The organism is Streptomyces sp. NBC_00576 (assembly GCF_036345175.1).
Lineage (GTDB): Bacteria > Actinomycetota > Actinomycetes > Streptomycetales > Streptomycetaceae > Streptomyces.
In genome coordinates, this window is the sequence record NZ_CP107780.1 from 2680588 (window position 1) to 2704434 (window position 23847).

The 23847-nt window shown below is 70.2% G+C and carries 19 protein-coding genes and 1 riboswitch; of the genes, 7 read left to right on the top strand and 12 right to left on the bottom strand.

Annotated features, from left to right (window positions below):
* The first annotated feature begins 274 nt into the window (after window positions 1-274).
* Entirely contained in the window at window positions 275-1303 is a 1029-nt protein-coding gene (gene sepH, locus OG734_RS11145) for a septation protein SepH (RefSeq protein ID WP_330287339.1), read from the top strand.
* A gap of 120 nt (window positions 1304-1423) precedes the next feature.
* On the opposite strand, the gene OG734_RS11150 is transcribed toward sepH, so the two are convergent.
* A complete protein-coding gene (locus OG734_RS11150) occupies window positions 1424-2275 on the bottom strand; it encodes a sulfurtransferase (RefSeq protein ID WP_330287340.1) in 852 nt (283 codons plus the stop codon).
* A 380-nt stretch (window positions 2276-2655) separates the two neighbouring features.
* On the opposite strand from OG734_RS11150, the gene OG734_RS11155 reads away from it, so the two are divergent.
* Window positions 2656-3459, top strand: coding sequence for a VOC family protein (locus OG734_RS11155; protein ID WP_330287341.1), 804 nt, complete (start codon window positions 2656-2658; stop codon window positions 3457-3459).
* Window positions 3460-3476: 17 nt separating this feature from the next.
* Here OG734_RS11155 and OG734_RS11160 read toward each other — a convergent pair whose 3' ends face one another.
* From OG734_RS11160 to OG734_RS11180, 5 genes are all read right to left on the bottom strand, one after another.
* Window positions 3477-4847, bottom strand: coding sequence for a C40 family peptidase (locus OG734_RS11160; protein WP_330287342.1), 1371 nt, complete (start codon window positions 4845-4847; stop codon window positions 3477-3479).
* Between the two features lie 194 nt (window positions 4848-5041).
* Window positions 5042-5692: a thymidine kinase gene (locus OG734_RS11165; RefSeq protein WP_330287343.1), complete on the bottom strand. Its 651-nt coding sequence runs from the start codon at window positions 5690-5692 to the stop codon at window positions 5042-5044.
* Between the two features lie 88 nt (window positions 5693-5780).
* Window positions 5781-6971 carry an alkaline phosphatase family protein gene (locus OG734_RS11170; protein WP_330287344.1) on the bottom strand — a complete coding sequence of 397 codons (1191 nt, stop codon included), beginning with the start codon at window positions 6969-6971 and terminating at the stop codon, window positions 5781-5783.
* Entirely contained in the window at window positions 6971-7558 is a 588-nt protein-coding gene (locus OG734_RS11175; protein ID WP_053743507.1) for a DUF5998 family protein, read from the bottom strand. Before OG734_RS11175 ends, OG734_RS11170 begins: the two co-directional genes overlap by 1 nt.
* A gap of 40 nt (window positions 7559-7598) precedes the next feature.
* Window positions 7599-10463, bottom strand: coding sequence for a bifunctional acetate--CoA ligase family protein/GNAT family N-acetyltransferase (locus OG734_RS11180; RefSeq protein WP_330287345.1), 2865 nt, complete (start codon window positions 10461-10463; stop codon window positions 7599-7601).
* Window positions 10464-10641: 178 nt separating this feature from the next.
* Between OG734_RS11180 and OG734_RS11185 the strand changes: the two genes are divergently transcribed.
* Window positions 10642-10923 (top strand): HPr family phosphocarrier protein, encoded by a 282-nt coding sequence (locus OG734_RS11185; RefSeq protein ID WP_330287346.1) that lies wholly within the window; start codon window positions 10642-10644, stop codon window positions 10921-10923.
* A 172-nt stretch (window positions 10924-11095) separates the two neighbouring features.
* On the opposite strand, the gene OG734_RS11190 is transcribed toward OG734_RS11185, so the two are convergent.
* The 4 genes from OG734_RS11190 to OG734_RS11205 form a co-directional block, all read right to left on the bottom strand.
* Complete coding sequence (locus OG734_RS11190) at window positions 11096-11791, bottom strand: GntR family transcriptional regulator (protein WP_330287347.1); 696 nt, start codon at window positions 11789-11791, stop codon at window positions 11096-11098.
* A 188-nt stretch (window positions 11792-11979) separates the two neighbouring features.
* The gene (locus OG734_RS11195; protein WP_330287348.1) at window positions 11980-12774 is read right to left on the bottom strand and encodes a M23 family metallopeptidase; all 795 of its coding nucleotides are present in this window, start codon (window positions 12772-12774) and stop codon (window positions 11980-11982) included.
* A 12-nt stretch (window positions 12775-12786) separates the two neighbouring features.
* Window positions 12787-12955: riboswitch (cyclic di-AMP (ydaO/yuaA leader) on the bottom strand.
* A gap of 215 nt (window positions 12956-13170) precedes the next feature.
* Window positions 13171-14559, bottom strand: a complete 1389-nt coding sequence (locus OG734_RS11200) for a M16 family metallopeptidase (protein WP_330287349.1) — start codon at window positions 14557-14559, stop codon at window positions 13171-13173.
* Window positions 14556-15950, bottom strand: a complete 1395-nt coding sequence (locus OG734_RS11205) for a M16 family metallopeptidase (protein ID WP_330287350.1) — start codon at window positions 15948-15950, stop codon at window positions 14556-14558. The genes OG734_RS11200 and OG734_RS11205 overlap by 4 nt, the downstream gene beginning before the upstream one ends.
* Before the next feature lie 270 nt (window positions 15951-16220).
* Between OG734_RS11205 and OG734_RS11210 the strand changes: the two genes are divergently transcribed.
* Complete coding sequence (locus tag OG734_RS11210; RefSeq protein WP_330287351.1) at window positions 16221-18677, top strand: DNA gyrase/topoisomerase IV subunit A; 2457 nt, start codon at window positions 16221-16223, stop codon at window positions 18675-18677.
* 16 nt (window positions 18678-18693) lie between these two features.
* Here OG734_RS11210 and OG734_RS11215 read toward each other — a convergent pair whose 3' ends face one another.
* Window positions 18694-19806 carry a CobW family GTP-binding protein gene (locus OG734_RS11215; RefSeq protein WP_330287352.1) on the bottom strand — a complete coding sequence of 371 codons (1113 nt, stop codon included), beginning with the start codon at window positions 19804-19806 and terminating at the stop codon, window positions 18694-18696.
* Between the two features lie 320 nt (window positions 19807-20126).
* Here OG734_RS11215 and OG734_RS11220 point away from each other — a divergent pair, with 320 nt between their 5' ends.
* Both OG734_RS11220 and OG734_RS11225 read left to right on the top strand, forming a co-directional pair.
* A complete protein-coding gene (locus OG734_RS11220; protein WP_330287353.1) occupies window positions 20127-20678 on the top strand; it encodes a DUF6082 family protein in 552 nt (183 codons plus the stop codon).
* 150 nt (window positions 20679-20828) lie between these two features.
* Window positions 20829-21065: a hypothetical protein gene (locus OG734_RS11225; protein WP_086772214.1), complete on the top strand. Its 237-nt coding sequence runs from the start codon at window positions 20829-20831 to the stop codon at window positions 21063-21065.
* 208 nt (window positions 21066-21273) lie between these two features.
* Here OG734_RS11225 and OG734_RS11230 read toward each other — a convergent pair whose 3' ends face one another.
* Window positions 21274-22449, bottom strand: a complete 1176-nt coding sequence (locus tag OG734_RS11230; protein ID WP_330287354.1) for a citrate synthase/methylcitrate synthase — start codon at window positions 22447-22449, stop codon at window positions 21274-21276.
* 98 nt (window positions 22450-22547) lie between these two features.
* Between OG734_RS11230 and OG734_RS11235 the strand changes: the two genes are divergently transcribed.
* Window positions 22548-23804 (top strand): citrate synthase family protein, encoded by a 1257-nt coding sequence (locus OG734_RS11235; RefSeq protein ID WP_330287355.1) that lies wholly within the window; start codon window positions 22548-22550, stop codon window positions 23802-23804.
* Window positions 23805-23847 lie beyond the last annotated feature (43 nt).

Below are 23847 nucleotides of genomic sequence, written 5' to 3' on the forward strand. Positions count from 1 at the left end.
AAATGGAGTACTGTTGCGAACCCTGGGTCCGGTCTCCCGCCTGGGCGTCCGGGGCCTTCCAGGACCGCCAAGAGGGGGCTCGTTGCACAGGGTGACGGAGTTTGTCACTTAGCGTTGCGAATAGATAACCGTGGCATAACGGCGATCTCGGGCCCCAGCCCGACACGCCGGGCAACTCGGCAAGGTTGTGGCAGGCTGCACCCGGGCAGGCCACACTCGACTAGCGGAAGCAGCGACGCACGTGACGTCGGCAGGCACCACCCGGGAGGTCCCCATGCCCGAACTGCGTGTCGTGGCCGTCTCTAACGACGGCACACGGCTGGTGCTGAAGGCTGCGGACAGCACGGAGTACACGCTTCCGATCGATGAGCGTCTGCGCGCCGCTGTACGCGGCGACCGTCCCCGCCTCGGCCAGATCGAGATCGAGGTGGAGAGTCATCTCCGCCCCCGCGACATCCAGGCACGTATACGTGCCGGTGCGTCCGCGGAAGAGGTGGCGCAGCTCGCCGGGATTCCGGTCGATCGCGTACGCCGCTTCGAGGGCCCCGTGCTGGCCGAGCGAGCCTTCATGGCCGAGCGGGCCCGGAAGACTCCGGTCCGTCGGCCCGGCGAGAACGCCGGTCCACAGCTCGGCGAGGCCGTGCAGGAACGGCTGGTGATCCGAGGCGCCGAGAAGGACACCGTCCAGTGGGACTCCTGGCGCCGCGACGACGGCACCTGGGAAGTCCTGCTGGTCTACCTGGTGGCCGGCGAACCGCACTCGGCGAGCTGGACGTACGACCCGCCCCGGCGGCTCGTGCAGGCCGTCGACGAGGAGGCCCGCTCGCTGATCGGCGAGTCGGACGACCTCGCGGCGCCCGAGCCCAGTTTCCCGTTCGTACCGCGTATCGCCCGGCTGCCGCGCGACCGCCCGCTGGACCGTCCGGTCCTGCCCGCGCCGTCGTCCGAGCTCACCGAGGAAGGCGTGAGCGCGAGCGAGCGTGATTCGCTGACGAGCCTTCTGGAAGCGGTACCGAGTTTCCGCGGCGACATGGTCGTGCCGGAACGACCCTCCTCCACGGAAGCCCCGGAGGAACCGGCGCCCGAACCCGAGGTGGAGGAGCCTCCGGCTCCCGCGGCCTCGGCCGGCTCCGCGTACGCGGACGTGCTCATGCCCCGCTCGGTCGGCGCACACCGCGACCGTCTGGTCGGCGCCACCGACCGCCAGGCCGAGGCGGACGGCGTCCGTCCCGGCCGTAGAGCGGCGGTACCGAGCTGGGACGAGATCGTGTTCGGCACACGCCGGAAGAACAAAGAGCAGTAACCCGTACGGGCTACTCGAACGACTGTGGGGGCCGCATCCGTCCGATGCGGCCCCCACGGTTGTTCACGCCCCCATCCGGACGAACGCTTCAACGACCTGCCGAACTACTGAGCTACTGAACTACTGCGGGTTGGGCCCCACGGCCACGGGCCGCGTCGGATCCCCCGACCATTCCGACCACGAGCCGGCATACAGCGCGGCCGGAATGCCCGCGACCGCCAGGGCCAGGACCTCGTGGGCACCCGAGACGCCCGATCCGCAATACACGCCCACCGCGGTGGTGTCCGCCGCGCCCAGGGTCTTGAAACGAGCCGTCAGCTCGTCCGCGGGCAGGAAGCGGCCGTCCGCCCCCACGTTCTCGTTCGTGGGAGCCGAGACAGCGCCCGGGATGTGTCCGCCGACCCGGTCGATGGGCTCGACCTCGCCCCGGTAACGCTCCCCCGCGCGCGCGTCGAGCAGCAGCCCGGAGCGTGCCAGCGCGGCGGCCCCGTCCGCGTCGAGCAACTCCACCGCTCCCGGCACCGGCGTGAAGTCGCCCTCGGCGGGCGCGGGTACGTCTGCCTCGAGCGCCCCCTCCCAGGACGGCAACCCGCCGTCGAGGAACCGCACGTCCGGGTGACCTGTCCAGCGCAGCAGCCACCATGCCCGAGCCGCTGCCCAGCCCTGTCCGCCGTCGTACACAACGACCGGGACGCCGGCCGAGACGCCCGCGCTGCGCATGGCGGCACCGAACACCGCCAGGTCGGGCAGCGGATGCCGACCGCCCGCCCCCGGCGCGGAGGCGAGGTCCCGGTCCAGGTCGACGAAGACCGCGCCAGGGAGGTGCCCCGCCGCGTACTCGGCGCGCCCGTCGAAGGGCGCCGCGCCGCTCGCGGTGGGCATGCTGAGCTGCCAGCGGATGTCGAGCAGAACCGGCGGGTTGGAACCGGCCAGCTCGTTCACTAGTTCGGGTGCGGAGATGATGGCGTTCATGGCTCCATCCTTGCGCACGGGGTGGCCGCGACGGCCAGGTCGGGTTACTCTCCCGCCGGACAGGTTCGATCACGTGGCGTACGGGATCGGGCACATGCTGTACGACTGATGGACACTCTGCGGCAATCGCGCGGAAACGGGCGGGAAACGCCGATTCGGGCACCCTCGGGACGAGGACGTGCGGGGTCGGCGCGGCCCGGGCGCGCGGTACCGCGGACAGTGCGAGCATCGGCACGGAGCGTGCGTGCGCGCAGGATCGCGCCACGACACGACCGACGTACGCAACGGAGCACGCCCCACGACGGCATGCGGCAGGTCCGCCGACACGGCGGACAGCGGAAGTGACACGGCCACCGCAAGGGGTCGAGGAGAGAGTGACGATGACCGAGGCACGGGAGTCGGCCGGCCGGAGCAGCGAAGTACCCGCCCGGCACGCGCCCGGCACACCCTGCTGGGTGAGTCTGATGGTGCACGGAGTGACAGCGACCCAGGATTTCTACGGGGAGTTGTTCGGCTGGGAGTTCGAGCTGGGACCCCAGCAACTCGGCTGGTACGTACGGGCCCTGCTGGACGGTCAGGAGGTGGCCGGCATCGGCCAGCTGCCACCGGACCGCCATCTCCCCGTCGCCTGGACGCCATACCTCGCCTCGGACGACGTGGACCTCACGGCGGAGATGGTCCGGCACTCGGGCGGCACCGTGGGGGTGGGCCCGTTGGACGCGGCCGACGCGGGCCGGCTGGCGATCGCGTCCGACCCGATGGGGGCGGTGTTCGGCATCTGGCAGGCCGCCGCCCATCTGGGCACGGGCATCACCGGCGTCCCCGGCACCCCGGCCTGGAACGAGTTGGTGACCCGCGACTCGTCGAGCGTCACCAAGTTCTACAAGGCCGTCTTCGGCTACGAGGAGGAGCCCGTGGTGTCGGCGGACTTCGACTACGTCACCCTGCACATCGAGGGCCGCCCCGTCGCAGGCATCCACGGCGTGGGCAACTTCCTGCCCCGCGGCCGGGGCCCGCACTGGATGACGTACTTCGAGGTGTCCGACACGGACGCGGCGGCCGACCACCTGGTGGATCTGGGCGGCCATGTCGTCAAGCCCCCGCACGACAGCGCACACGGCCGCGTGGCGACGGTGACGGACCCGGAGGGGGCGATGTTCTCGCTGATCCAGGGGGCCCGCTGACGGCCCCCTGGAGGGCCCTACGCGGGCCGCAGGACGCTGTGGATCGCCGTCTCGCCGGCAGCGAAGATCGAGTCCTCGCGGACCCGTGCCCCCGGACTCGGCGCGTGCATCATCATTCCGTCGCCGACGAAGATGCCCACGTGACCGACATGGCCCGCGTCGCCGTGGAAGAACACCAGATCACCGGGCAGGACGTCGGCGAGATTGATCGCCATGCCGGCGTTCGCCTGGTCGTGCACGGCACGCGGGAGTGCGACTCCGGCGGCCTTCCAAGCGGCCTGGATGAGACCGGAGTTGTCGTACGACCCCGGCCCGACCGCGCCCCAGACGCACGGTCTGCCGATCTGCGCACGGGCGAAGGCGACCGCCTTCGCGGCCTTCGCACCGGACTCCGAGACGAACGCGATGCCGTTGCCGATGCTCGCGCCGGTCCCAGCCGCCGGAAACGACTCGGTGCCGAAGTAGTGGGTTCCCGTGCCGTAGTAGGTCTGCGTGCCGTGTGGCGGCGTGTGCGTTCCGTACGACGTCTCCGCACTGTAGGGCGGCGCCTGCGTGCCGTAAGTCGTCTCCGTCACGGGGAACGGGTCGGCGACAGGGAACGGTTCGGTGACGAGGGGGAGTTCGGTGACGAGGGCGTAGTCCCCGTCACGGAGCGTGCCCGCGTAGAGGGGGGTGCCCGCGTCGAGGAACGGGTCCGCGCTCTGGCCGACCGACTGGGGCAGCTGCCACTCCTCGGCAGGCTGCGGCTGAGCCTGGTCCACAGTGTTGGGGAGGCGCCAGCTGTCCTCGGCGGGCAGGAAGTCGGCCGCCGGGAACGGAGCGGCGCCCTGGGCCTGCGTCGGGAACCAACTGGGCTCGACCGAAAGCGCGTTCAGGTCCCCCGGAGCTTCCCGCCTTGGCGCGGGCACGGCCGACAGGCCGGTCACGGGTACGGCGGACAGTTCGGCGACCGGCGCGGGCGGCAGCGCAGCCATGGGCCCGGGCGGCAGCGCGGCCGTCGGCCCCGCGGGCAACGCGGCCACAGGGCCGGCGGTCAACTCCGCCACAGCACGCGCGGTCAGCTCGGCGGGAGGAGCGGCGGGTCGAGCGGGCCGGGCCTCTGTCGCGCGGGCCGGTCTCCTGTCCGGCGGCAGCACCGCCGACACGGTCGGGCCCAGCTGGGCGCGCCCCACGTCGAACCACGGACGGGCGACCTCGTCGAGGACGGGATCGGAGCGCCTGCGCGCGTTGTCGGGCGCCGGGTTGACGCGCCTGCGTATCCCCAGCTTCATCGCGCGGGTGGCGTTGAAGGTCCCGGTGAAGCTCTCGGCCTGGTCGTAGAGGCTGTTGATCCGTTGCTGGACCTCCTCACGGCTCGGCCCATCATCTCGGGTTCGTTCCGGCGCCATGCGGGACGAGCTCCTTCCGTGGTACGTCTCCCGAGTCAACTGTCAGATCCGGACAGCAGGTTTGGGAAGGTGTTCGGAGGTCAACTTAGCCAACTTGTGTGCTTCAGGTGAAGGTTGAAGCGCGAAATGTCCGATACGTTATTGTGACCTTCATCGTATCGAGAACGGCCGGAAAGAGCGGCTGAGGAGAACGATCAGGCCGAATTGACCGGCAGCACGTCCGGAGAGATGACGGAGGCGTGCGCGGAGGCGCTTGTCATACGGCGTCGGTGATGGCGTCGGCACAGCACCTCGTAGCCGACCTCCTCGGCCGTGTGGTTCACGTCACCGACGACGACCTGCTCGCCCTCCACGACCATCACGCCCCCCACGGTGCGGGCGTTGTGCGTGGCCCGTGCCCCGCACCAGCACATCGCCTCGACCTGGAGGGTCTCGATCCGGTCCGCCAGCTCGATCAGCCGCTGGGAGCCGGGGAAGAGCTTCGTGCGGAAGTCGGTGGTGATGCCGAACGCGAAGACGTCCAGCCCCAGGTCGTCCACCACTCGCGCCAACTGGTCGATCTGGTCCGGTGCAAGGAACTGTGCCTCGTCCACGATCACGTAGTCGACCTTGCCGCCCCTGGACATCTGGTCCACCAGATAGGCGTGCAGATCCATGCCCACGGCCGCCTCGACCGCCTCCGTCACCAGACCCAGCCGCGAGGAGAGCTTGCCCTCGCCCGCCCGGTCGTCGCGCGTGAAGATCACGCCCTGAAGTCCCCGGGCCGACCGGTTGTGCCCGATCTGGAGCGCCAGCGTCGACTTCCCGCAGTCCATCGTTCCGGAGAAGAACACCAGCTCGGGCATGGGAGGTTGAGCACCTTTCGGCGAGATACGCGGACACACGGAAGACGGGAAGGAAGCTGGGCAGGGACTGTCGGGCAGGGGCGGAGCCTCAGGAGCGTACTTGCAGCAGCGGGACCAACTGTTCCGCAGGGGTCATAGAACCGTGGTTGCCGACCATCGCCGACTCCCTCGGCTCCCGCTCGGAGGCGACGATCAGGACGTCGTCCCGGGCCGCCGCGACCACGTCGCCGATCCGCGCGTACACCCGTTCGTCGACCGTCGGTCCGAACCAGCCCGCCGCGATCGCCTCCTCCCGTGAGGCCACCCAGAACTGCTCGCCGAGCACCTCGCGCCAACAGGTCAGTACGTCGGCCTCGGCGCCCGACACCGCGTACACGTGCCGCGCGCGGCCCTCGCCGCCCAACAGGGCCACGCCCGCGCGCAGTTCCCAGTCCTCGTCGAAGTCGATGCGGTGCTGCTCGTCGAACGGGATGTCGATCATGCCGTGGTCGGCGGTGACGTACAGCGCGGCGCGCGGCGGGAGTTGTTCCGCCAGCCGCTGGACGAGCCGGTCGACGTACATGAGCTGACCGCGCCAGGCGTCCGAGTCGACGCCGAAGCGGTGACCCTTGCCGTCCACCTCGGCGTAGTACGTGTAGACCAACGAACGGTCACCGGCGGCCAGTTGCTCGGCCGCGAGATCCATGCGGTCCTCGCCGGACAGCTTCCCCCTGAACGTTCCGCCACTGAGCGCGATCTTCGTCAACGGGGTGTTCTCGAAGGTCGGCGAGGAGACCTGGGCCGTGTGCACACCGGCCTTGTGTGCCAGCTGGAAGACCGTGGGGTACGGCTGCCACGCGCGCGGGTCCGTCCACGGCTGCCAGCGCAGCTGGTTCATCAGCTCGCCGGTGGCCGGATTGCGCACGGTGTAGCCGGGCAGGCCGTGCGCGCCGGGCGGCAGCCCGGTGCCGACGGAGGCGAGGGAGGTCGCGGTGGTCGCCGGGTAGCCGGTGGTGATCGGACGGCCGGTGTCACCGCGCGAGCTGCTCATGAGCGAGCTCATGAAGGGGGCCTCGTCCGGGTGGGCCCGGAGCTGCTCCCAGCCCAGTCCGTCGATCAGGAACACGCAGTTCCGGTCGGCGGGCGCCAGTTCCGGTATCGCCGGGGACATTCCCGGTACGTCCATGCCTGCGGCGATAGTGGGCAGCAGGTCGGCGAGCGAACCCGTGCCGTAGTGCGGGACGGGGGCGGAGGAGACGGCTAGCGGTTCCGGGTGGTCCCAGGCGGTCGGCTGTGCCATCAGCGGGTGACGTCCGCGGTCGCCTCCGAGAGGGCCTGCGCGAAGACGAGTGCCTGGCGGACCGTCTCCGGGCCGTCCCCGGCCTCGCTGACGCGCAGGCTCAGGTCGTCCGCCGTCGAGCTGCCCGTGTAGCCGTGGTCAGCCTCGCAGTTGGGGTCGCCGCAGGCGGCCGGTTCCAGGTCGATACGGGCGACGGCGCCCCAGCCGATGGTCAGGACGACCTCGCGGGGCAGCGTGCCCGGCGTGTACGACTCCGGGTTGGCGACGACCCTGCTGACGACGACGGACGAGATCCGGCCCAGCTTCACGGATTCCGTGGACGTGGTGGCGTACGGCGTCGGAGACGTGGTGTCCTCGGCCTGCTCGTCGGTGTGGCTGACGATGAAACGGTTGCCCGTGAGGACGAGCACGGTCACGTGCCGCCGCACCTCGTTCGCGTCGAATGTCGTCTCCTGGTGGACCAGGTACGACCGGATGGAGTCGCCGCCGATCGCGGCCTCCACCGCCTCGGCCACGAGGGCCGGGTAGTAGCCGCTGCGCTCGATCGCCGCTCGCAGCCCCTGGGTCGACGTACTGGTCTTGGCCATGTGCCCATCCTACGGGGACCCACTGACTGCGAGGCACCGCTCAGTACACAGGAAGTGTCCTGGGACCCAGGTCGTCACGGGCGGGCGGCGGCGCCAGCCGCACCGACGCCCCGAGCACGCTCAGGCCGTGCTGCGCGACGACCACCGGCTCCAGGGACACCGCGATGACCTCGGGATGATCGTCGACGAGTCGCGACACCCTGAGCAGCAGCTCCTCCAGCGCCCCGGTGTCCACCGGCGCCGAGCCGCGCCAGCCGAAGAGGAGCGGTGCCGTCCGGATCGACCGGATCAGCGAGCCCGCGTCGCGGTCGGTGACCGGTATCAGGCGGTGCGCGGTGTCCCCGAGCAGCTGCGAGGCAGGCCCGGCGAGCCCGAAGGAGAGCACCGCGCCGGCCGCCGGGTCGATGACCGCCCGTACGACGGTGTCGACTCCCCGCGGTGCCATCCCCTGCACGACGGGCCGCACCTCGTCCGGGTTCCCGAAGAGGCCGGTCAGTTCGGCGTACGCCCGCCGCAGTTGCTCCTCGTCGGCGAGATCCAGGCGTACGCCGCCCAGGTCGGCGCGGTGCCGCAAGTGCGGGGCGGTGGCCTTGAGGGCGACGGGGTAACCGAGGGTCCGCGCGGAGGCCACCGCGTCTTCGGGGCTGGGGGCGGGCAGGGCCCTTCGCACCGGGATGCCGTACGTCCCGAGGAGCTCGCACGTCTCGTCCGTACCGAGGGTGAGCCCCTGCCCGCGCGCGAGGAGCCCGCCGATCAGCTCGGCGGCCCCCTTCTCATCGATGTCCGCGTCGATGGACTCGGGCACCTTGCCGGGCTCGGCGGCCTCCCGTCGCCACTGCGCGTACTTCACGGCTTCCCCGAGGGCCCGCACGGCACGCTCGGCTGCGGGGTAGGAGGGGATGAGACGGGAGCAGGAGTCGGGGGTGGTCGGGGGTACGGGTGCCGGCACCGCTGCCGTGGTGGCCACGCGTCCCGCAGGGCGGAACGCCTGGGCACCGCCTGCGGCTCCGAGTGCCGGCGAAGCTGCCTGTGGTGCGGTACTGGCCGCGGCCGACAGCGCCTCCGCAAGCCCGCCGAGCTCCACGTGAACCACCAGCACCGGCTTCCCCGGGACCTCCGCCGCAGCCGACCGAAGCGCCTCGGCCAACGCGGCGTCCCGGGCGGAGGCCTCCCCTACCGTGGGGATCGCGGTGACGACGACCGCGTCGCACGTGTCGCCCGCCAGCGCCTCCGACAGCGCCCGCTGGAAGTCCGCGGGCGACGCCCCCGTCGTCAGATCCAGCGGCGCCAGCGGCCGCAGCCCCTCGGAGAGGCACGCGTCGTACGTCAGCAGCCCCAGCGACTCCGAGTTCCCCAGGATGGCCACCCGCGGTCCGGCGGGCAGTGGCTGCCGGGCCAGCAGCAGCCCCGCGTCGACCAGTTCGGTGATCGTGTCCACCCGGATCACCCCGGCCTGCCGCAGCAGCTCGGACACCGTCGCGTGAGGCAGCCGCGTGGCCCGTACGGCGTGCCCCTGGGGCGCGGCGCCACCGTGCCGCGCCCCCTGCACGACCACCAGTGGCTTCGCCGCCGCCGTGCGCCGTGCGAGGCGTGTGAACTTGCGTGGGTTGCCGATGGATTCGAGGTACATGAGGACGACATCGGTGTCCGGGTCGTCGTACCAGTACTGGAGTACGTCGTTGCCGGACACATCGGCCCGGTTGCCGGACGAGACGAAGGTGGACACGCCTGTGACCCCGGTGACGCCTCCCCCGCGCCGGTGCAGCCGGGACAGCAGCGCGATCCCGATGGCCCCGGACTGCGCGAACAGGCCGATCCGCCCGGGCCTCGGCATCTCGGGGGCGAGTGACGCGTTCAGCCGGACGCCCTCCGCCGTGTTGATGACGCCGAAGGCATTGGGGCCGATGATGCGCATCCCGTACGTGCGCGCGTGCCGTACGAGTTCGCGTTGCCGTTCCCGCCCCTCGGGGCCGCTCTCGGCGTACCCGGCGGAGAGCACGACGAGCCCCTGCACGCCGTGCTCGCCGCACTCGGCGACGACATCGGGGACGTACGCGGCGGGGACGGCGACGACCGCGAGGTCGACGGGGCCCTCGATGTCGCCCACCGATCGGTGGGCCGGTACTCCGTCGATGTCCTTCTGGTCCTGGGGGAAGGCGCTGTTGACCGCATACAGGTCACCGGTGAAACCGGCGTCCCTGATGTGGTCGAGGACGCTGCGGCCGACGCCGCCGGGGACGCGGCCGACGCCGATGACGGCCACGGCGCCCGGGACGAGCAGTCGCCGTACGGAGCGCGCCTCCGCCCGCTGCTCCCGCGCGCGTTGGACAGCGAGGGAGCGGTCGGTGGGCTCCAGGTCGAACTCCAGGCGTACGACCCCGTCCTCGAAACTGCGCTTCTGGGTGTACCCGGCGTCCGTGAACACCTTGATCATCTTGGTGTTGGCAGGCAGCACCTCGGCGGCGAAGCGGCGGATGTCGCGCTCGCGGGCGACAGCCCCGATGTGTTCGAGGAGGGCGGAGGCGACACCCCGGCCCTGGTGCGCGTCCTGCACCAGGAAAGCGACCTCGGCCTCGGTGGCGGGACCGGAGGCGGGCAGTCCGGCGGCATCAATGCGGTCATAGCGTACGGTGGCGATGAACTCGCCGCCGACCGTGGCCGCGAGCCCCACCCGGTCCACGAAGTCGTGGTGGGTGAAGCGGTGGACGTCCTTGGCGGACAGGCGCGGATAAGGCGCGAAGAAGCGGTAGTACTTCGACTCGTCCGAAACCTGTTCGTAGAAGCTGACCAGTCGGTCGGCGTCGTCCGCGGTGATGGGCCGGATACGGGCGGTGCCGCCGTCGCGCAGCACGACGTCCGCCTCCCAGTGGGCGGGGTACTCGTGCCGGTCCGACGAGTTCTGCATGCGCCCCAGAGTACGGCTCGCGTCCGACAACGTCGCGAGGCAGCCTGTGGGGACCGAAGTCGGGCCCAGGCCGGGGTTCGAACGCGGTTCCGGGACGGGTTCAGACCCGCCTCCCGGCACGCTTCACGCTATGGAACAATGGTCTAGACAACCTTGAGACAGTGAAGGGCAGCATCACATGGCTGAGCGCCGCGTCAACGTCGGCTGGGCGGAGGGCCTCCACGCCCGCCCCGCCTCCATCTTCGTCCGTGCGGCCACGGCCGCCGGCGTCCCCATGACGATCGCCAAGGCCGACGGCAACCCCGTCAACGCGGCCTCCATGCTGGCGGTCCTCGGGCTGGGTGCCCAGGGCGGCGAGGAGATCGTCCTCGCCTCCGAAGCGGAGGGCGCCGAAGCCGCGCTCGACCGCCTGGCGAAGCTGGTGGCCGATGGCCTCGAGGAACTCCCCGAGACGGTCTGAGGAGCCCCCCGGGGTCCTCAATTGACGGTGGCGGCATACGCCACTTCAAAAGCACCATCCGCACATGACGAAGGGCCCGCCCGAATATCGGGCGGGCCCTTCGTAATTCCCGATCACGGGCAGCAGAAATAATCCCCCGCGAATTCAACCCTCTTTGTATACGGCGCCCGTGTTAATGACGCAGACCCGTCATGTTTACGGGATGTTGCGAAGTCCTCACACGATCCTGACGGTCTCCGCCGCCCGGAAAGCGCAGCCGGTGCACGACGGTCGCCCGCTCGGTGTGCAGCGCTGTGATCGCCCGCGCCCGCTCACTGTCACCGCGCGCCACCGCGTCCACGATCGCCCCGTGTTCTGCCCAGGACTCGACCGGGTTGACAGGCGCCTCCACCGCGTACATCCAGGCGATCTTGTGCCGCAGCTGGGTGAGCGTCGAGGCCAGGGCATGACTTCCGGAGGACTGGGTGAGCGTCTCGTGGAACCAGCCCCCCAGGGAGCGCAGATCCTCACTGTTGCCCCTCCTGGCCCGCTCCTGGCCCAGCCTGACCAGGCCGCGCAGCACCTTGAGGTGAGCCTCGGTGCGCCGCTGGGCGGCCCGGGAGGCGCCCAGCGGCTCCAGGAGCATGCGCATCTCCAGCAGGTCGGACGCCTCCTGCTCGGTGGGTTCCGCGACGCACGCGCCCGCGTGCCGCCGGGTCACCACGAAGCCCTCGGCCTCCAGGGTGCGCAGGGCCTCACGGACGGGGACGCGCGAGACGCCGTACCGGCGCGCGAGCAGTTCCTCGGTGAGCCGGCTGCCGCGCTCGTAGACACCGGCGACGATGTCGTCCCGGATAGCCGTGCATACCGAGTGCGCCGGAATACGCATGTCCGACCTCCGCTTTAATCCCCGTGAAACGTCGACGATTGACGTGTGTTCAGTGACTCTATTGCAGAGAACCGGAATTTCCGACGGCAGGCCGGAATCCATGGATATTTTTTGGACACCGGCCCCTCCGAAACGCCGAAAGCCCCGGCTGGGGCAGCCGGGGCGACGACAAGTGGTGCGCGAAGACGTCAGACGTTCACGCCGTGCGAGCGGAGGTACGCGACGGGGTTGATGTCCGAGCCGTACTCCGGGGTCGTGCGCGCCTCGAAGTGGAGATGCGCGCCCGTGACGTTGCCGGTGGCCCCGGAGAGGCCGATCTCCTGGCCCGGGGTGACCGTCTGGCCCACAGAGACGTTGATGGACGACAGATGACCGTACTGAGTGTACGTGCCATCAATCATCTTGATCACGATGTTGTTGCCGTAAGCGCCACCCCAGCCGGCCTCGACGACGGTGCCGGAGCCCACCGCGAGGACAGCGGTGCCGGACGCGGCGTGGAAGTCGACGCCGGTGTGGCTGCCGGAGGACCAGACGGCGCCGCCCGCCTTGTAGCCCGTGGAGATGTACGAGCCGGAGATCGGGGCGACATAGGTGTTGAGGCGCTTGCGCTCGGCCTCGCGGGCGGCACGGGCCTTCGCCTCACGCTCCTCCTTGACCCGTTCCTCCGCCTCCTTCTGCGCGGCGGCGGCAGCCCGCTTCTCGGCGGCCGCGATCCGCTTCTCGGCAGCGGCCTGCTCGGCGGCCTGCTCCTGGGCGGCGGCCTGCGCGTCTATCTGGTCGGCGAGAGACTCACCGATGGAGATCACCGGGGTGAGGCCGGTCTGCTCGACAGAGGACTCCGCGGCGAGCGCCGGGGCGGCGAGGGCGCCGACGACGCCGGTGGTCGCGAGGGCCGCGACGCCGGCTGCGCGAGCGGTAGTACGGGTGACAAGGCTGGGGCGGCTGGGACGACGGTGCTTCCCGGTGGCGCGGGTGAACGCCATGTAGTGGTTGGTCCTTTCCCTCCTTCTCGCCTACCGGGTTAGCTGACGGGTTCGGAGCAGGAAGGTCTCCTACGGGCCCCCTCGCTGTACGCGCGGGCGTCCGATTCACCCCAGGGACTGCACATGGTGGGTCCCCGGCTCCCCTGGCTCGCGCCGTACGGGGACTCGGCGATGACTGTCCGGTGCCGCGGCTGCGGCGCACTGCATGACGAACAGCCGGACAGAAGCTAAGCGGGACCTCTTTCAATCAACAAACCGATCACGGGTTTTGTCGCGCATGCCACAGTGCAGACCGTCAACCTCTCCATCAATACGGGCAACTTGCGCATCAACATGGACAAAGAGGGGCCCGGTGACGCTTCCGTCACCGGGCCCCTGTCGTTTACGCCCGCGCCGCTACTCCGCGGATACGACGCTCACTTCGCCAATACCGAGGGCCCGGACGGGCTCCTCGATCGCCGCCGCGTCGCCGACGAGGACCGTCACCAGCCGGTCCACCGGGAAGGCGTTGACCGCCGCCGCGGTGGCCTCCACGGTGCCGGTCGCGGCAAGCTGCCGGTACAGCGTCGCCTGGTAGTCGTCGGGCAGGTGCTGCTCGACCTGGTCGGCCAGCGTGCTCGCCACGGCCGCCGCGGTCTCGTACTTGAGCGGTGCGACGCCGACCAGGTTCTGCACCGCGACATCGCGCTCGGCGTCGGTGAGCCCCTCGGCCGCGAGCGTGCGGAGCACCTTCCAGAGGTCCTCCAGGGCGGGACCGGTGTTCGGGGTGTCGAAGGAGCCGCTGATGGCGAGCAGCGAGGCACCTGTGCCGTCCGGGGCGGAGCGCAGAACCTGACCGAACGCCCGCACACCGTAGGTGTAGCCCTTTTCCTCCCGCAGGACACGGTCCAGGCGGGAGGTGAGGGTGCCGCCGAGGCAGTACGTGCCGAGGACCTGGGCGGCCCAGACACGGTCGTGCCGGTCGGCGCCGATGCGGCCGATCAGCAACTGGGTCTGTACGGCGCCGGGGCGGTCCACGATGACGACCCGGCCGGTGTCGTCGGCGGTCACCGGCGGCACCGGCCGCGGCTCGGCCGACGTGCCCGTCCAGGCCCCCAGGGTGTCGCCGAGGAGCGCGTCCAGGTCGATGCCGGTGAGGTCGCCGACGACCACGGCGGTGGCCGTGGCGGGCCGGACGTGCCTCTCGTAGAAGGCGCGTACGGCGGCCGAGTCGATCTTCGCGACCGTGTCCTCGGTGCCCTGGCGCGGCCGTGACATGCGCGAGGCCGCCGGGAACAGCTCCTTGTACAGCTCCTTGGCGGAGCGACGGGCCGGGTTGGCCGTCTCGTGCGGGATCTCGTCGAGCCGGTTGCGCACCAGCCGCTCGATCTCGCTGTCCGAGAACGCGGGCGCCCTGAGGGCGTCGGCCAGCAGACCGAGCGCCTTGGGGAGCCGCGACACGGGGACTTCGAGGCTGAGGCGCACACACGGGTGGTCGGCGTGCGCGTCGAGAGTGGCGCCGCAGCGCTCCAGTTCGGCGGCGAACTCCTCGGCGGAGTGCTTGTCGGTGCCTTCGGAGAAGGCCCGGGCCATGATCGTGGCCACGCCGTCGAGACCGGCCGGCTCGGCCTCCAAGGGGGCGTCGACGAGCACCTCGACGGCAACGACCTGCTGGCCGGGGCGGTGGCAGCGCAGAACCGTCAGACCGTTGCCGAGCGTGCCCCGCCCGGGGGCCGGGAAGGCCCAGGGCCTGGCCTCGCCCGCCTGGGGCTGGGGGTGGAACTCCATCGTGGCGAGCTCGGTCACTTGGCCGCCTCCTCGTTCTTGTCGCCGGCTTCGACCGTGGCCTCGGCCTCGGGGTCCTCGGGGGGATCCGCGTCCTCAGCGGTCTCTCCGGAGACCGGCTCGTAGACGAGCACCGCGCGGTTGTCGGGGCGCAGCCGGTCCTTGGCGGCCTGCTGGACCTCTTCGGCCGTCACGTCGAGCACCCGCTGCACGGCGGTCAGCGCGAGCTGCGGGTCACCGAACAGCACCGCGAAGCGGCACAGTTCGTCGGCGCGGCCCGCGACCGTACCGAGCCGGTCCAGCCATTCGCGCTCCAACTGGGCCTGGGCGCGCTCCATTTCCTCGGCCGTGGGTCCCTCCGCGGCGAACCGGGCGAGCTCCTCGTCGACGGCGGCCTCGATGACCGGCACCTCGACGTCCGCGGACGTCTTCACGTCCAGCCACCCCAGGGAGGGCGCTCCGGCCAGCCGCAGCAGGCCGAACCCGGCCGCCACCGCCGTACGGTCCCGCCGTACGAGCCTGTTGTAGAGGCGGGAGGACTCGCCGCCGCCGAGGACGGTGAGCGCCAGGTCGGCCGCGTCGCACGCACGCGTGCCGTCCTCCGGGAGCCGGTAGGCGGCCATCAACGCGCGCGCCGGGACCTCTTCCTCGACGACCTCGCGCAGTTGCTCGCCGATGACGTCGGGAAGGGCGCCGGAGCGCGGCGCGGGCTTGCCGTCGTGCCCGGCGATCGACCCGAAGTACTTCTCGACCCAGGCGAGCGTCTCCTCGGGGTCGATGTCCCCGACGACCGACAGAACTGCGTTGTTGGGCGCGTAGTACGTGCGGAAGAAGGCACGCGCGTCTTCCAGGGTCGCCGCGTCCAGGTCCGCCATCGAGCCGATCGGCGTGTGGTGGTAGGGGTGGCCCTCCGGGTAGGCGAGGGCGGTCAGCTTCTCGAACGCCGTCCCGTACGGCACGTTGTCGTAGCGCTGCCGGCGCTCGTTCTTGACGACGTCCCGCTGGTTCTCCATGGACTCGTCGTCGAGGGCCGCGAGCAGCGAGCCCATGCGGTCGGCCTCCAGCCAGAGGGCGAGCTCCAGCTGGTGGGTGGGCATGGTCTCGAAGTAGTTGGTGCGCTCGAAGCTGGTGGTGCCGTTGAGCGAACCGCCCGCGCCCTGGACCAGTTCGAAGTGGCCGTTGCCCTTCACCTGGCCCGAGCCCTGGAACATCAGGTGCTCGAAGAGGTGAGCCAGGCCCGTACGGCCCTTGACCTCGTGGCGCGACCCGACGTCGTACCAGAGGCACACCGCCGCGACCGGGGTCAGGTGGTCCTCGGAGAGCACCACGCGCAGCCCGTTGGCGAGGCGGTGTTCGGTCGCTGTCAGGCCGCCGGAGCCTGCCTCGGCTGTGGCCGTGTGACCCATGGGCATGTACGTCCCTTCGATCGCGGATGCGGTTTGTTGCAACCGCTCTGTTCCTGCCGGTCCTGCCACTGTATGCAAGCGTGTGGAGTGCTGGCGAAGTTCCCGGCGGACGTACGCCGACAGCGAGATTCCTCGGGTGGGAGGCGGTACGTTTCAGCATCAGCGGCCACCGCCCAACACCGCCGCAGGGACGGGCCTTGGTCCGCGTTGTCAGTGCGGCAGTCCACAATGGTCCGCGTCAGATCCCGTTCATGTCTCAGCAAGGAGCCGGCAGCGATGGCCCGCCGCAGCACGAAGACCCCGCCGCCCGATGACTTCGAGGAGCGGATCCTCGACATCGACGTCGTCGACGAGATGCAGGGCTCCTTCCTCGAGTACGCGTACTCGGTCATCTACTCCCGAGCCCTGCCCGACGCCCGCGACGGCCTCAAACCCGTACACCGCCGCATCGTGTACCAGATGAACGAGATGGGCCTGCGCCCGGACCGCGGCTATGTGAAGTGCGCCCGCGTCGTCGGCGAGGTCATGGGTAAGCTGCACCCGCACGGCGACTCGTCGATCTACGACGCCTTGGTGCGTCTCGCCCAGCCGTTCTCCATGCGCGTGCCGCTGGTCGACGGCCACGGCAACTTCGGTTCGCTGGGCAACGACGACCCGCCGGCCGCCATGCGGTACACCGAGGCCCGCATGGCCGACGCGACGTCCCTGATGACGGAGTCGATCGAAGAGGACACGGTCGACTTCGCCCCCAACTACGACGGGCAGGAACAGGAGCCGGTGGCGCTGCCCGCCGCCTTCCCGAACCTGCTGGTGAACGGCGCGTCGGGCATCGCCGTCGGTATGGCCACGAACATGCCGCCGCACAACCTCGGCGAGGTCATCTCGGCCGCCCGTCACCTCATCCGCTACCCGGCCGCCGACCTCGACACCCTGATGCGGCATGTCCCGGGCCCCGACCTGCCCACCGGTGGCCGGATCGTCGGTCTCGCCGGGATCAGGGACGCGTACGAGACGGGCCGCGGCACGTTCAAGATCCGCGCGACGGTGGCGGTGGAGAACGTGACCCCACGCCGCATGGGCCTGGTCGTCACCGAACTGCCCTTCACGGTCGGCCCGGAAAAGGTGATCGCCAAGATCAAGGACCTGGTCGGCTCGAAGAAGCTCCAGGGCATCGCCGACGTCAAGGACCTCACCGACCGCAGCCACGGCCTGCGCCTGGTCATCGAGATCAAGAACGGTTTCGTGCCGGAAGCGGTCCTGGAGCAGCTCTACAAGCTGACGCCGATGGAGGAGTCCTTCGGTATCAACAACGTGGCGCTGGTGGACGGCCAGCCCCTCACTCTCGGCCTCAAGGAGCTCCTGGAGGTCTATCTCGACCACCGCTTCGAGGTCGTACGGCGTCGATCGGAGTTCCGCCGCAGCAAGCGCCGCGACCGGCTGCACCTGGTCGAGGGCCTGCTCACCGCGCTCGTCGACATCGACGAGGTCATTCGGCTGATCCGCTCCAGCGACAACTCCGCGCAGGCGAAGGAACGCCTGATGGAGCGGTTCTCCCTCTCGGAGATCCAGACGCAGTACATCCTGGACACCCCGCTGCGCCGGCTGACCCGGTTCGACCGTATCGAGCTGGAGTCCGAGAAGGACCGGCTGGCCGCCGAGATCGCGGAACTGACCCGGATCCTGGAGTCGGACGCGGAGCTGCGCAAGCTGGTCTCGACCGAACTGGCCGCGGTGGCCAAGAAGTTCGGCACCGAGCGGCGTACGGTCCTGCTGGAGTCGGCCGGCGCCGCCCCTGCGGCCGGCGTCTCGCTCCAGGTGGCCGACGACCCGTGCCGGGTCCTGCTGTCCTCGACGGACCTGCTGGCGCGTACGGCGAACGGCGAGCCGTTCCCGGCGGACGAGGACGGTCGGCGCGCGAAGCACGACCTGATCGTCTCCGCGGTCCCGGCGACGGCACGGGGCGAGGTGGGCGCGGTGACGTCGGCCGGCCGTCTGCTGCGTATCAACGTCATCGATCTTCCCCGGCTGCCCGACACGATGGCGGCGCCCAACCTCTCGGGCGGCGCCCCGCTGTCGGAGTTCCTCTCCCTGGAGGACGGCGAGACGGTGGTCTGCCTGACGACGCTCGACGAGTCGTCCCCGGGCCTCGCGATCGGCACTGAACAGGGCGTCGTCAAGCGTGTGGTCCCCGACTACCCTGCCAACAAGGAGGAGTTGGAGGTCATCACGCTCAAGGACGGCGACCGCATCGTCGGCGCCGCCGAGCTGCGCACGGGCGAGGAGGACCTCGTCTTCATCACGGACGACGCCCAGTTGCTGCGTTTCCAGGCTGCCCACGTCCGCCCCCAGGGCCGCCCGGCCGGCGGCATGTCCGGCATCAAGCTCACGGACGGCGCCAAGGTGATCTCGTTCACGGCGGTGGACCCGGCGGTGGACGCGGTCGTCTTCACGGTCGCCGGCTCACGGGGCACGCTGGACGACTCCGTGCAGACGACGGCGAAGCTGACACCGTTCGACCAGTATCCGCGCAAGGGCCGCGCCACCGGCGGCGTCCGCTGCCAGCGGTTCCTGAAGGGCGAGGACTGTCTGTCCCTGGCCTGGGCGGGCCCGACACCGGCGCGAGCGTCCCAGAAGAACGGCACCCCGGCGGAGCTCCCGGAGATGGACCCGCGCCGCGATGGTTCGGGCGTGTCCCTGCCGAAGACGGTGGGCGTGGTGACGGGCCCGGTGTAGGTCAGCCCGGTGCAGGTCAGCCTGGTGTGAGTCCGCCGGCTTCTTCGGAAACCTCCGGGCTCCGCTCCTGTACGTACCTCAGGACGCCCCACATGTTGTGCTCGTCGGCGTGTGGGGCGTCATCCATGCATGCCTCCAAGTCCTTTCCGAGGACGGGCAGTTGGATCCCGGACCCGATGAGGACGAGCCTGCTGAGACGCTCCTCGCCGTCACCCCAGGGCTCCGGATAGAACCGCAGGAACCGCCCGACGGCATGCACGGCGTACCGGTTGCCCGGGTCGTGCGGCCCGAAGTCGACGTACCCCTTGATTCGGTAGAGCCCTTCGGGCCGACTGTCGAGGAAGTCCATCAGCCGACGCGGATGGAGGGGGGTCGAGGAGCTGAAGGAGAGGCTGTCGTAGGCGGCGTGCAGATGCCCGGAATGGTCCCCCGCGCTGTCCTCGTGACCGTCTTCGCCCTCGCCGTGGTCGTTCAGGTCGTCGAAGGTCAGCTGACCGATGCGTTCCTGGGTCGGCCGGCAGTCGAAGAGGAACTCGGGGTCGACCCGCCCGTAGTCGGCCGGCACGACAGCTGCACGGTCGACCAGCCCGCGGACGATCCCCAGGACCCGTTCACCGCCGTCGGCGACCCGCCCGACCTTGTTGACGACGACGAGATCGGCGAGGGCCAGATGCCGGTCGACCTCGGGGTGCTTCACCCGGGTGTCATCGAACTCGACGGCGTCGACGACCTCGACGAGCCCCCCGTACACGACCCGGGGATTCTCACTGGCGAGCACCATCCGTACGAGTTCCTGCGGCTCGGCGAGCCCACTGGCCTCGATGACGATGACGTCGATCCGGGCCGAGGGTTGAGTGAGTCGATCAAGATAGACATCAAGTTCGCTCGCATCAACAGCACAGCACAGACATCCATTGCCCAGCGACACGGTGGAGTCCCCCAGCGCCCCCGCGACGGCCATCGCGTCGATCTCGATGGCCCCGAAGTCATTGACGATGGCCCCGATACGGCTGCCGCCGCTGCGGTGGAGAAGGTGGTTGAGGAGGGTGGTCTTGCCGGAACCGAGGAAGCCGGTGAGGACGATGACGGGGATCTGCCGAGGACTCTGGCTCGGACTCGGCTGATTCAATCTGCGACCTCTCTCACGCCGACGCGCACACCGGCTCACGGCCTCGCGCACGTACGAGGAACGAATGCCGCCCCAGGATACGAGCCGGAGGAATCATCGCTGAGTGAACGATTGTCGGCAGCCGGGGCGGGGCACACGTTGGGCATGGCGCCGGAGTGTGCGACCCTCGCTTCCTTCCGTGCGCCTCCTCTCCGCCTCCCCCGCCGATCAGAGCCGCTCGGCACTCTGGAGGCGGCAAGCGCCGCCCATCGCTCGCCGGTCCCCCTCCGTCGACCCGCACTCCGACGACCGGCGGACGGCCGCCTGATTCGGGGGTTGACATGGCTACAGGGAAGCACTCTGCGGGGAGGCTGGGCTCCACCGCGCTCACTCTCCTGCTCGCCGCCGCCTCGGTGACGCTGGCAGCGCGACAGCGGCGCCTCGACGCGGTACGCCTCCAGGAAAGGCTCCTGGAGATCGAGGAACTGGCGGTCCGGCGCAAGGCTCTGGCACACCAGCAGCGCATGCACTGGGAACTACTCGCCAGGGCGATCGACGATCCCTCCCTCGCCGCGGTGATCGATACCTACGACAAGAGCATCCCGGTGGAGAAACGCAGGCAGTTCCTGTACGCCAACGCGTGGTACTCCCACCTCTTCCACCTCTACAAGGCCGACATCCTGGACCGGGAGGGGCTGTACACGTACCTGCGCGAGTTCTTCCAGAGCTCCCTCTTCCGGGACTACTGGGAAGCGTCGAAGAGCCAGCGCGCGACCCTGAACGACTCGTCCGACGAGGCCGTGATCGGACGGATGGTCGACGGTCTTGTCAGGGACCTGGACGAGGCCGATACGGACGAGTGGTGGGTCGTGGGCAATCCCCCGTCGGACTGACGCCTACCTGCGACAACTTGCCGGTCAACCCGCCCGCGTCGACGACACGACCCAGCGACTTTCGGTGATGCGGGGACGAAGGCACCGTCGATCGCAGTAGCTTTCTGCCCAACACTGTCCCCAGAACCTTTGAAGGACCGGTACCCCACATTGAAGATCGTGCGCCGCATCGGTGTGCCTCCGAGCGCCCGAGGCAGTAACTCAGGAGCCAACTGCCCGGACGTGTTCGAACTCAGTGACGGTAATTTCGCCGTCATCGGCACCGAGGCCACCGAGGCGCTGGACGGCGAGCTGCCCGCCGACGCCGCTCGTGCCGACTACGAACGCATCGTCGTAGTGAGCCGGGAGACATTGATCCGCGCCAAGGCGGACATTCCCGACGCCTGACATCACCGCACGAGCACGCGCCCACCCGAGACGCGTCCGCCAATCGCCTGACCTCACTGCACCGTTGAGAGATCAGGGCACCTAGACGACGAGCAGTCCGGCACCCCGTCCCTGTTCGATCGAGCCCGATGAGGCCTGGCGCCAGAACGGCACCAGGCCACACGTGTGTCAGGCCTCCTGCGGACAGCGGACCGCCTCCGGGCCGCCGTCAGACCTTCAACGGCACCGCCACCGGGGGTACAGGCCCCACGTACCGCGCCGCCGGCCGAATGATCTTCGAGTCCTCCGCCTGTTCCAGGATGTTGGCACTCCAGCCCACCACACGGGCCGCCGCGAACGTCGGCGTGAACATCTCGCGCGGCAGGCCGCACAGTTCCATGACCACGCCCGCGTAGAACTCGACGTTCGTGTGCAGTTCGCGGCCCGGCTTCAGTTCGGCCAGGATCGCCTCCACCCGTCGCTCGACCTCGACCGCCAGCTCGACCAGCGGGCCACCGAACTGCTCGGCGATGCCCCGGAGCATGCGGGAACGGGGGTCCTCCGTGCGGTAGACCGGGTGACCGAAACCCATGACGCGGTCGCCGGCGAGAACGCGTTCGCGGATCCAGGCGTCGATGCGGTCCGTCGTCCCGATCGCATCCAGGGTGTCCAGCGCGCGGCTCGGGGCGCCGCCGTGCAGCGGGCCGGACAGTGCTCCCACTGCTCCGACCAGACACGCCGCCACATCCGCCCCGGTCGATGTGATGACCCGCGCCGTGAATGTTGATGCGTTGAATCCGTGATCAATGGTTGAGATCAGGTATTGCTCGATCGCCCTGGCGTGCAGCGGGTCCGGCTCCGACCCGGTCAACATGTACAGGTAGTTGGCCGCATACGGGAGGTCGTCCCGGGGCTCAACCGGGTCAAGGCCCTTGCCCAGCCGATGCAGCGCCGTCAGGACGGTCGGCACGGCCGCTGAGGCGACCAGGGCGTCCGCACGCCGCTGCTCTGCGTCGATGTCATACACGGGGCGGAAGCCTTTTGCCGCGCCGAGCAGCGACAGCGCCGTGCGCATTCCGGCCAGCGGTCCGGATCGGCCACTCGCCGCCGCGATCGCCGGCAGTGCCGCCCGCACCTCGTCGGGCAGCCGCCGCAGCGCCGACGTCTGCGCGGTGAAGGCGGCGAGACGGTCCGCGTCCGGCAGTTCCCCGTGGACCAGGAGGTGCCAGACATCCTCGAAGCCCCGGGTCTGCGCGAGTTCGACAGCGGAGTACTGGCGGTAGTGGTAAAAACCCTCGCGCCCCCTGACGTCACCAATTCGGGTGTCGGTGACGACGACGCCCGCGAGCCCCCGCGGTACGTCGACAGCGGTGGTTGCGGTTGTAGCGGCCCGGTTGATCGGCATGATTCCTCCCTGAACTTGATTTGACTGTCCATGATTGACTTAATCGATGTCAATATTGATTGAATCAACATATGATCCATATGGATACGGTGACACCCATGCGCGATCAAGAACCCGCCCCCGACCACACGAGCCGTCGGCTGAGCACCAGGGAGACCGCCGAACTGCTCGGCGTGAAGCCCGAGACCGTGTACGCGTACGTGAGTCGCGGTCAGCTCAGCAGCCGCCGCGATCCCGGTGGCCGCGGCAGCACCTTCGACGCCAACGAGGTGGAGACTCTCGCCCGCCGCAACAAGCGTGAGGGCAGCGGGAGTTCGAGCTCCGGCGGTGAGCTGTCCGTACGGACCCGGCTCACCCTCATCGACAACGGCCGGTACTACTTCCGGGGCGTCGACGCCGCCGAGCTGGCCGCGCGCCACTCCTACGAAGAAGTCGCCGAATGGCTGTGGACCGGCACTCTGCGCCCCGGGGTCACTTTCACCGCTCCCAAGGCCTCCGTCGCCGCCGCACGCCGCTGCGTCAACGCGCTGCCGGAGCACAGTGACCCGGTCGACCGGCTCCGGGTCGCCGCGATCGCCGCGGCTGCGGCCGATCCGCTCCGTTTCGACCTCTCCGAGGACACCGTCCTGGGCACCGCCCGCACCCTCATCCCCACGCTCGTCGCCGCCCTGCCGCCACGCTCGCCCAACCACCGCGACGAAGGCCCACTGGCCCACCGCCTATGGGCCCGGCTCACCGTCCGGATCGCCGACGAGGCGTCGCTGCGCGCCCTGGACACGGCACTCGGCCTCCTCGTCGACCACGACCTCGCCGCCTCGACCCTCGCCGTACGCGTCGCCGCGTCCGCCCGCGCGCACCCCTACGCAGCCGTCTCGGCCGGGCTCGGCGTCCTCGAAGGCCCGCTCCACGGCGCCGCCAGCGGCCTGGCGCACCGGATGCTCCTCGACGTGCTCGACGAGGGCAACGCGGCTCCCGTGGTCGCGGACGAACTGCGTGCGGGCCGCCGCGTCCCAGGGCTCGGCCACCGGCTCTACCCCGGCGTGGATCCACGCGCGCGTGCCCTCTTCGCCCTCCTGGAGGAGATGCCCCACGCCGCGCCCGCCCTCGCCGCGGCCCGCGACATCGTGACCACCACCGCCCGCCACACACCGCTGCACGCCAACGTGGACCTTGCCCTGGCCGTCTTCACGGTCGCCTGCGGCATGGGAGCGTCGGCAGGCGAGACGATCTTCGCCGTCGCCCGTACGGCGGGCTGGATCGCACACGCCCTGGAGGAGTACGGCGAGCGTCCACTGCGGATGCGCCCATCCGGAACCTACGTGGGTGAGCGCCCTCCGCAACCGCTCCCGGGGTAGCCGGCCGATGACGGAACCACCCGTTCCGCGCGGCTGGAAGTCG

Excerpts from the sequence above, each read along its gene's own strand:
- sepH (WP_330287339.1), top strand. The coding sequence starts at position 275 with ATGCCCGAACTGCGTGTCGTGGCCGTCTCTAACGACGGCACACGGCTG.
- OG734_RS11150 (WP_330287340.1), bottom strand. The coding sequence starts at position 2,275 with ATGAACGCCATCATCTCCGCACCCGAACTAGTGAACGAGCTGGCCGGT.
- OG734_RS11155 (WP_330287341.1), top strand. The coding sequence starts at position 2,656 with ATGACCGAGGCACGGGAGTCGGCCGGCCGGAGCAGCGAAGTACCCGCC.
- OG734_RS11160 (WP_330287342.1), bottom strand. The coding sequence starts at position 4,847 with ATGGCGCCGGAACGAACCCGAGATGATGGGCCGAGCCGTGAGGAGGTC.
- OG734_RS11165 (WP_330287343.1), bottom strand. The coding sequence starts at position 5,692 with ATGCCCGAGCTGGTGTTCTTCTCCGGAACGATGGACTGCGGGAAGTCG.
- OG734_RS11170 (WP_330287344.1), bottom strand. The coding sequence starts at position 6,971 with ATGGCACAGCCGACCGCCTGGGACCACCCGGAACCGCTAGCCGTCTCC.
- OG734_RS11175 (WP_053743507.1), bottom strand. The coding sequence starts at position 7,558 with ATGGCCAAGACCAGTACGTCGACCCAGGGGCTGCGAGCGGCGATCGAG.
- OG734_RS11180 (WP_330287345.1), bottom strand. The coding sequence starts at position 10,463 with ATGCAGAACTCGTCGGACCGGCACGAGTACCCCGCCCACTGGGAGGCG.
- OG734_RS11185 (WP_330287346.1), top strand. The coding sequence starts at position 10,642 with ATGGCTGAGCGCCGCGTCAACGTCGGCTGGGCGGAGGGCCTCCACGCC.
- OG734_RS11190 (WP_330287347.1), bottom strand. The coding sequence starts at position 11,791 with ATGCGTATTCCGGCGCACTCGGTATGCACGGCTATCCGGGACGACATC.
- OG734_RS11195 (WP_330287348.1), bottom strand. The coding sequence starts at position 12,774 with ATGGCGTTCACCCGCGCCACCGGGAAGCACCGTCGTCCCAGCCGCCCC.
- OG734_RS11205 (WP_330287350.1), bottom strand. The coding sequence starts at position 15,950 with ATGCCCATGGGTCACACGGCCACAGCCGAGGCAGGCTCCGGCGGCCTG.
- OG734_RS11210 (WP_330287351.1), top strand. The coding sequence starts at position 16,221 with ATGGCCCGCCGCAGCACGAAGACCCCGCCGCCCGATGACTTCGAGGAG.
- OG734_RS11220 (WP_330287353.1), top strand. The coding sequence starts at position 20,127 with ATGGCTACAGGGAAGCACTCTGCGGGGAGGCTGGGCTCCACCGCGCTC.
- OG734_RS11230 (WP_330287354.1), bottom strand. The coding sequence starts at position 22,449 with ATGCCGATCAACCGGGCCGCTACAACCGCAACCACCGCTGTCGACGTA.
- OG734_RS11235 (WP_330287355.1), top strand. The coding sequence starts at position 22,548 with ATGCGCGATCAAGAACCCGCCCCCGACCACACGAGCCGTCGGCTGAGC.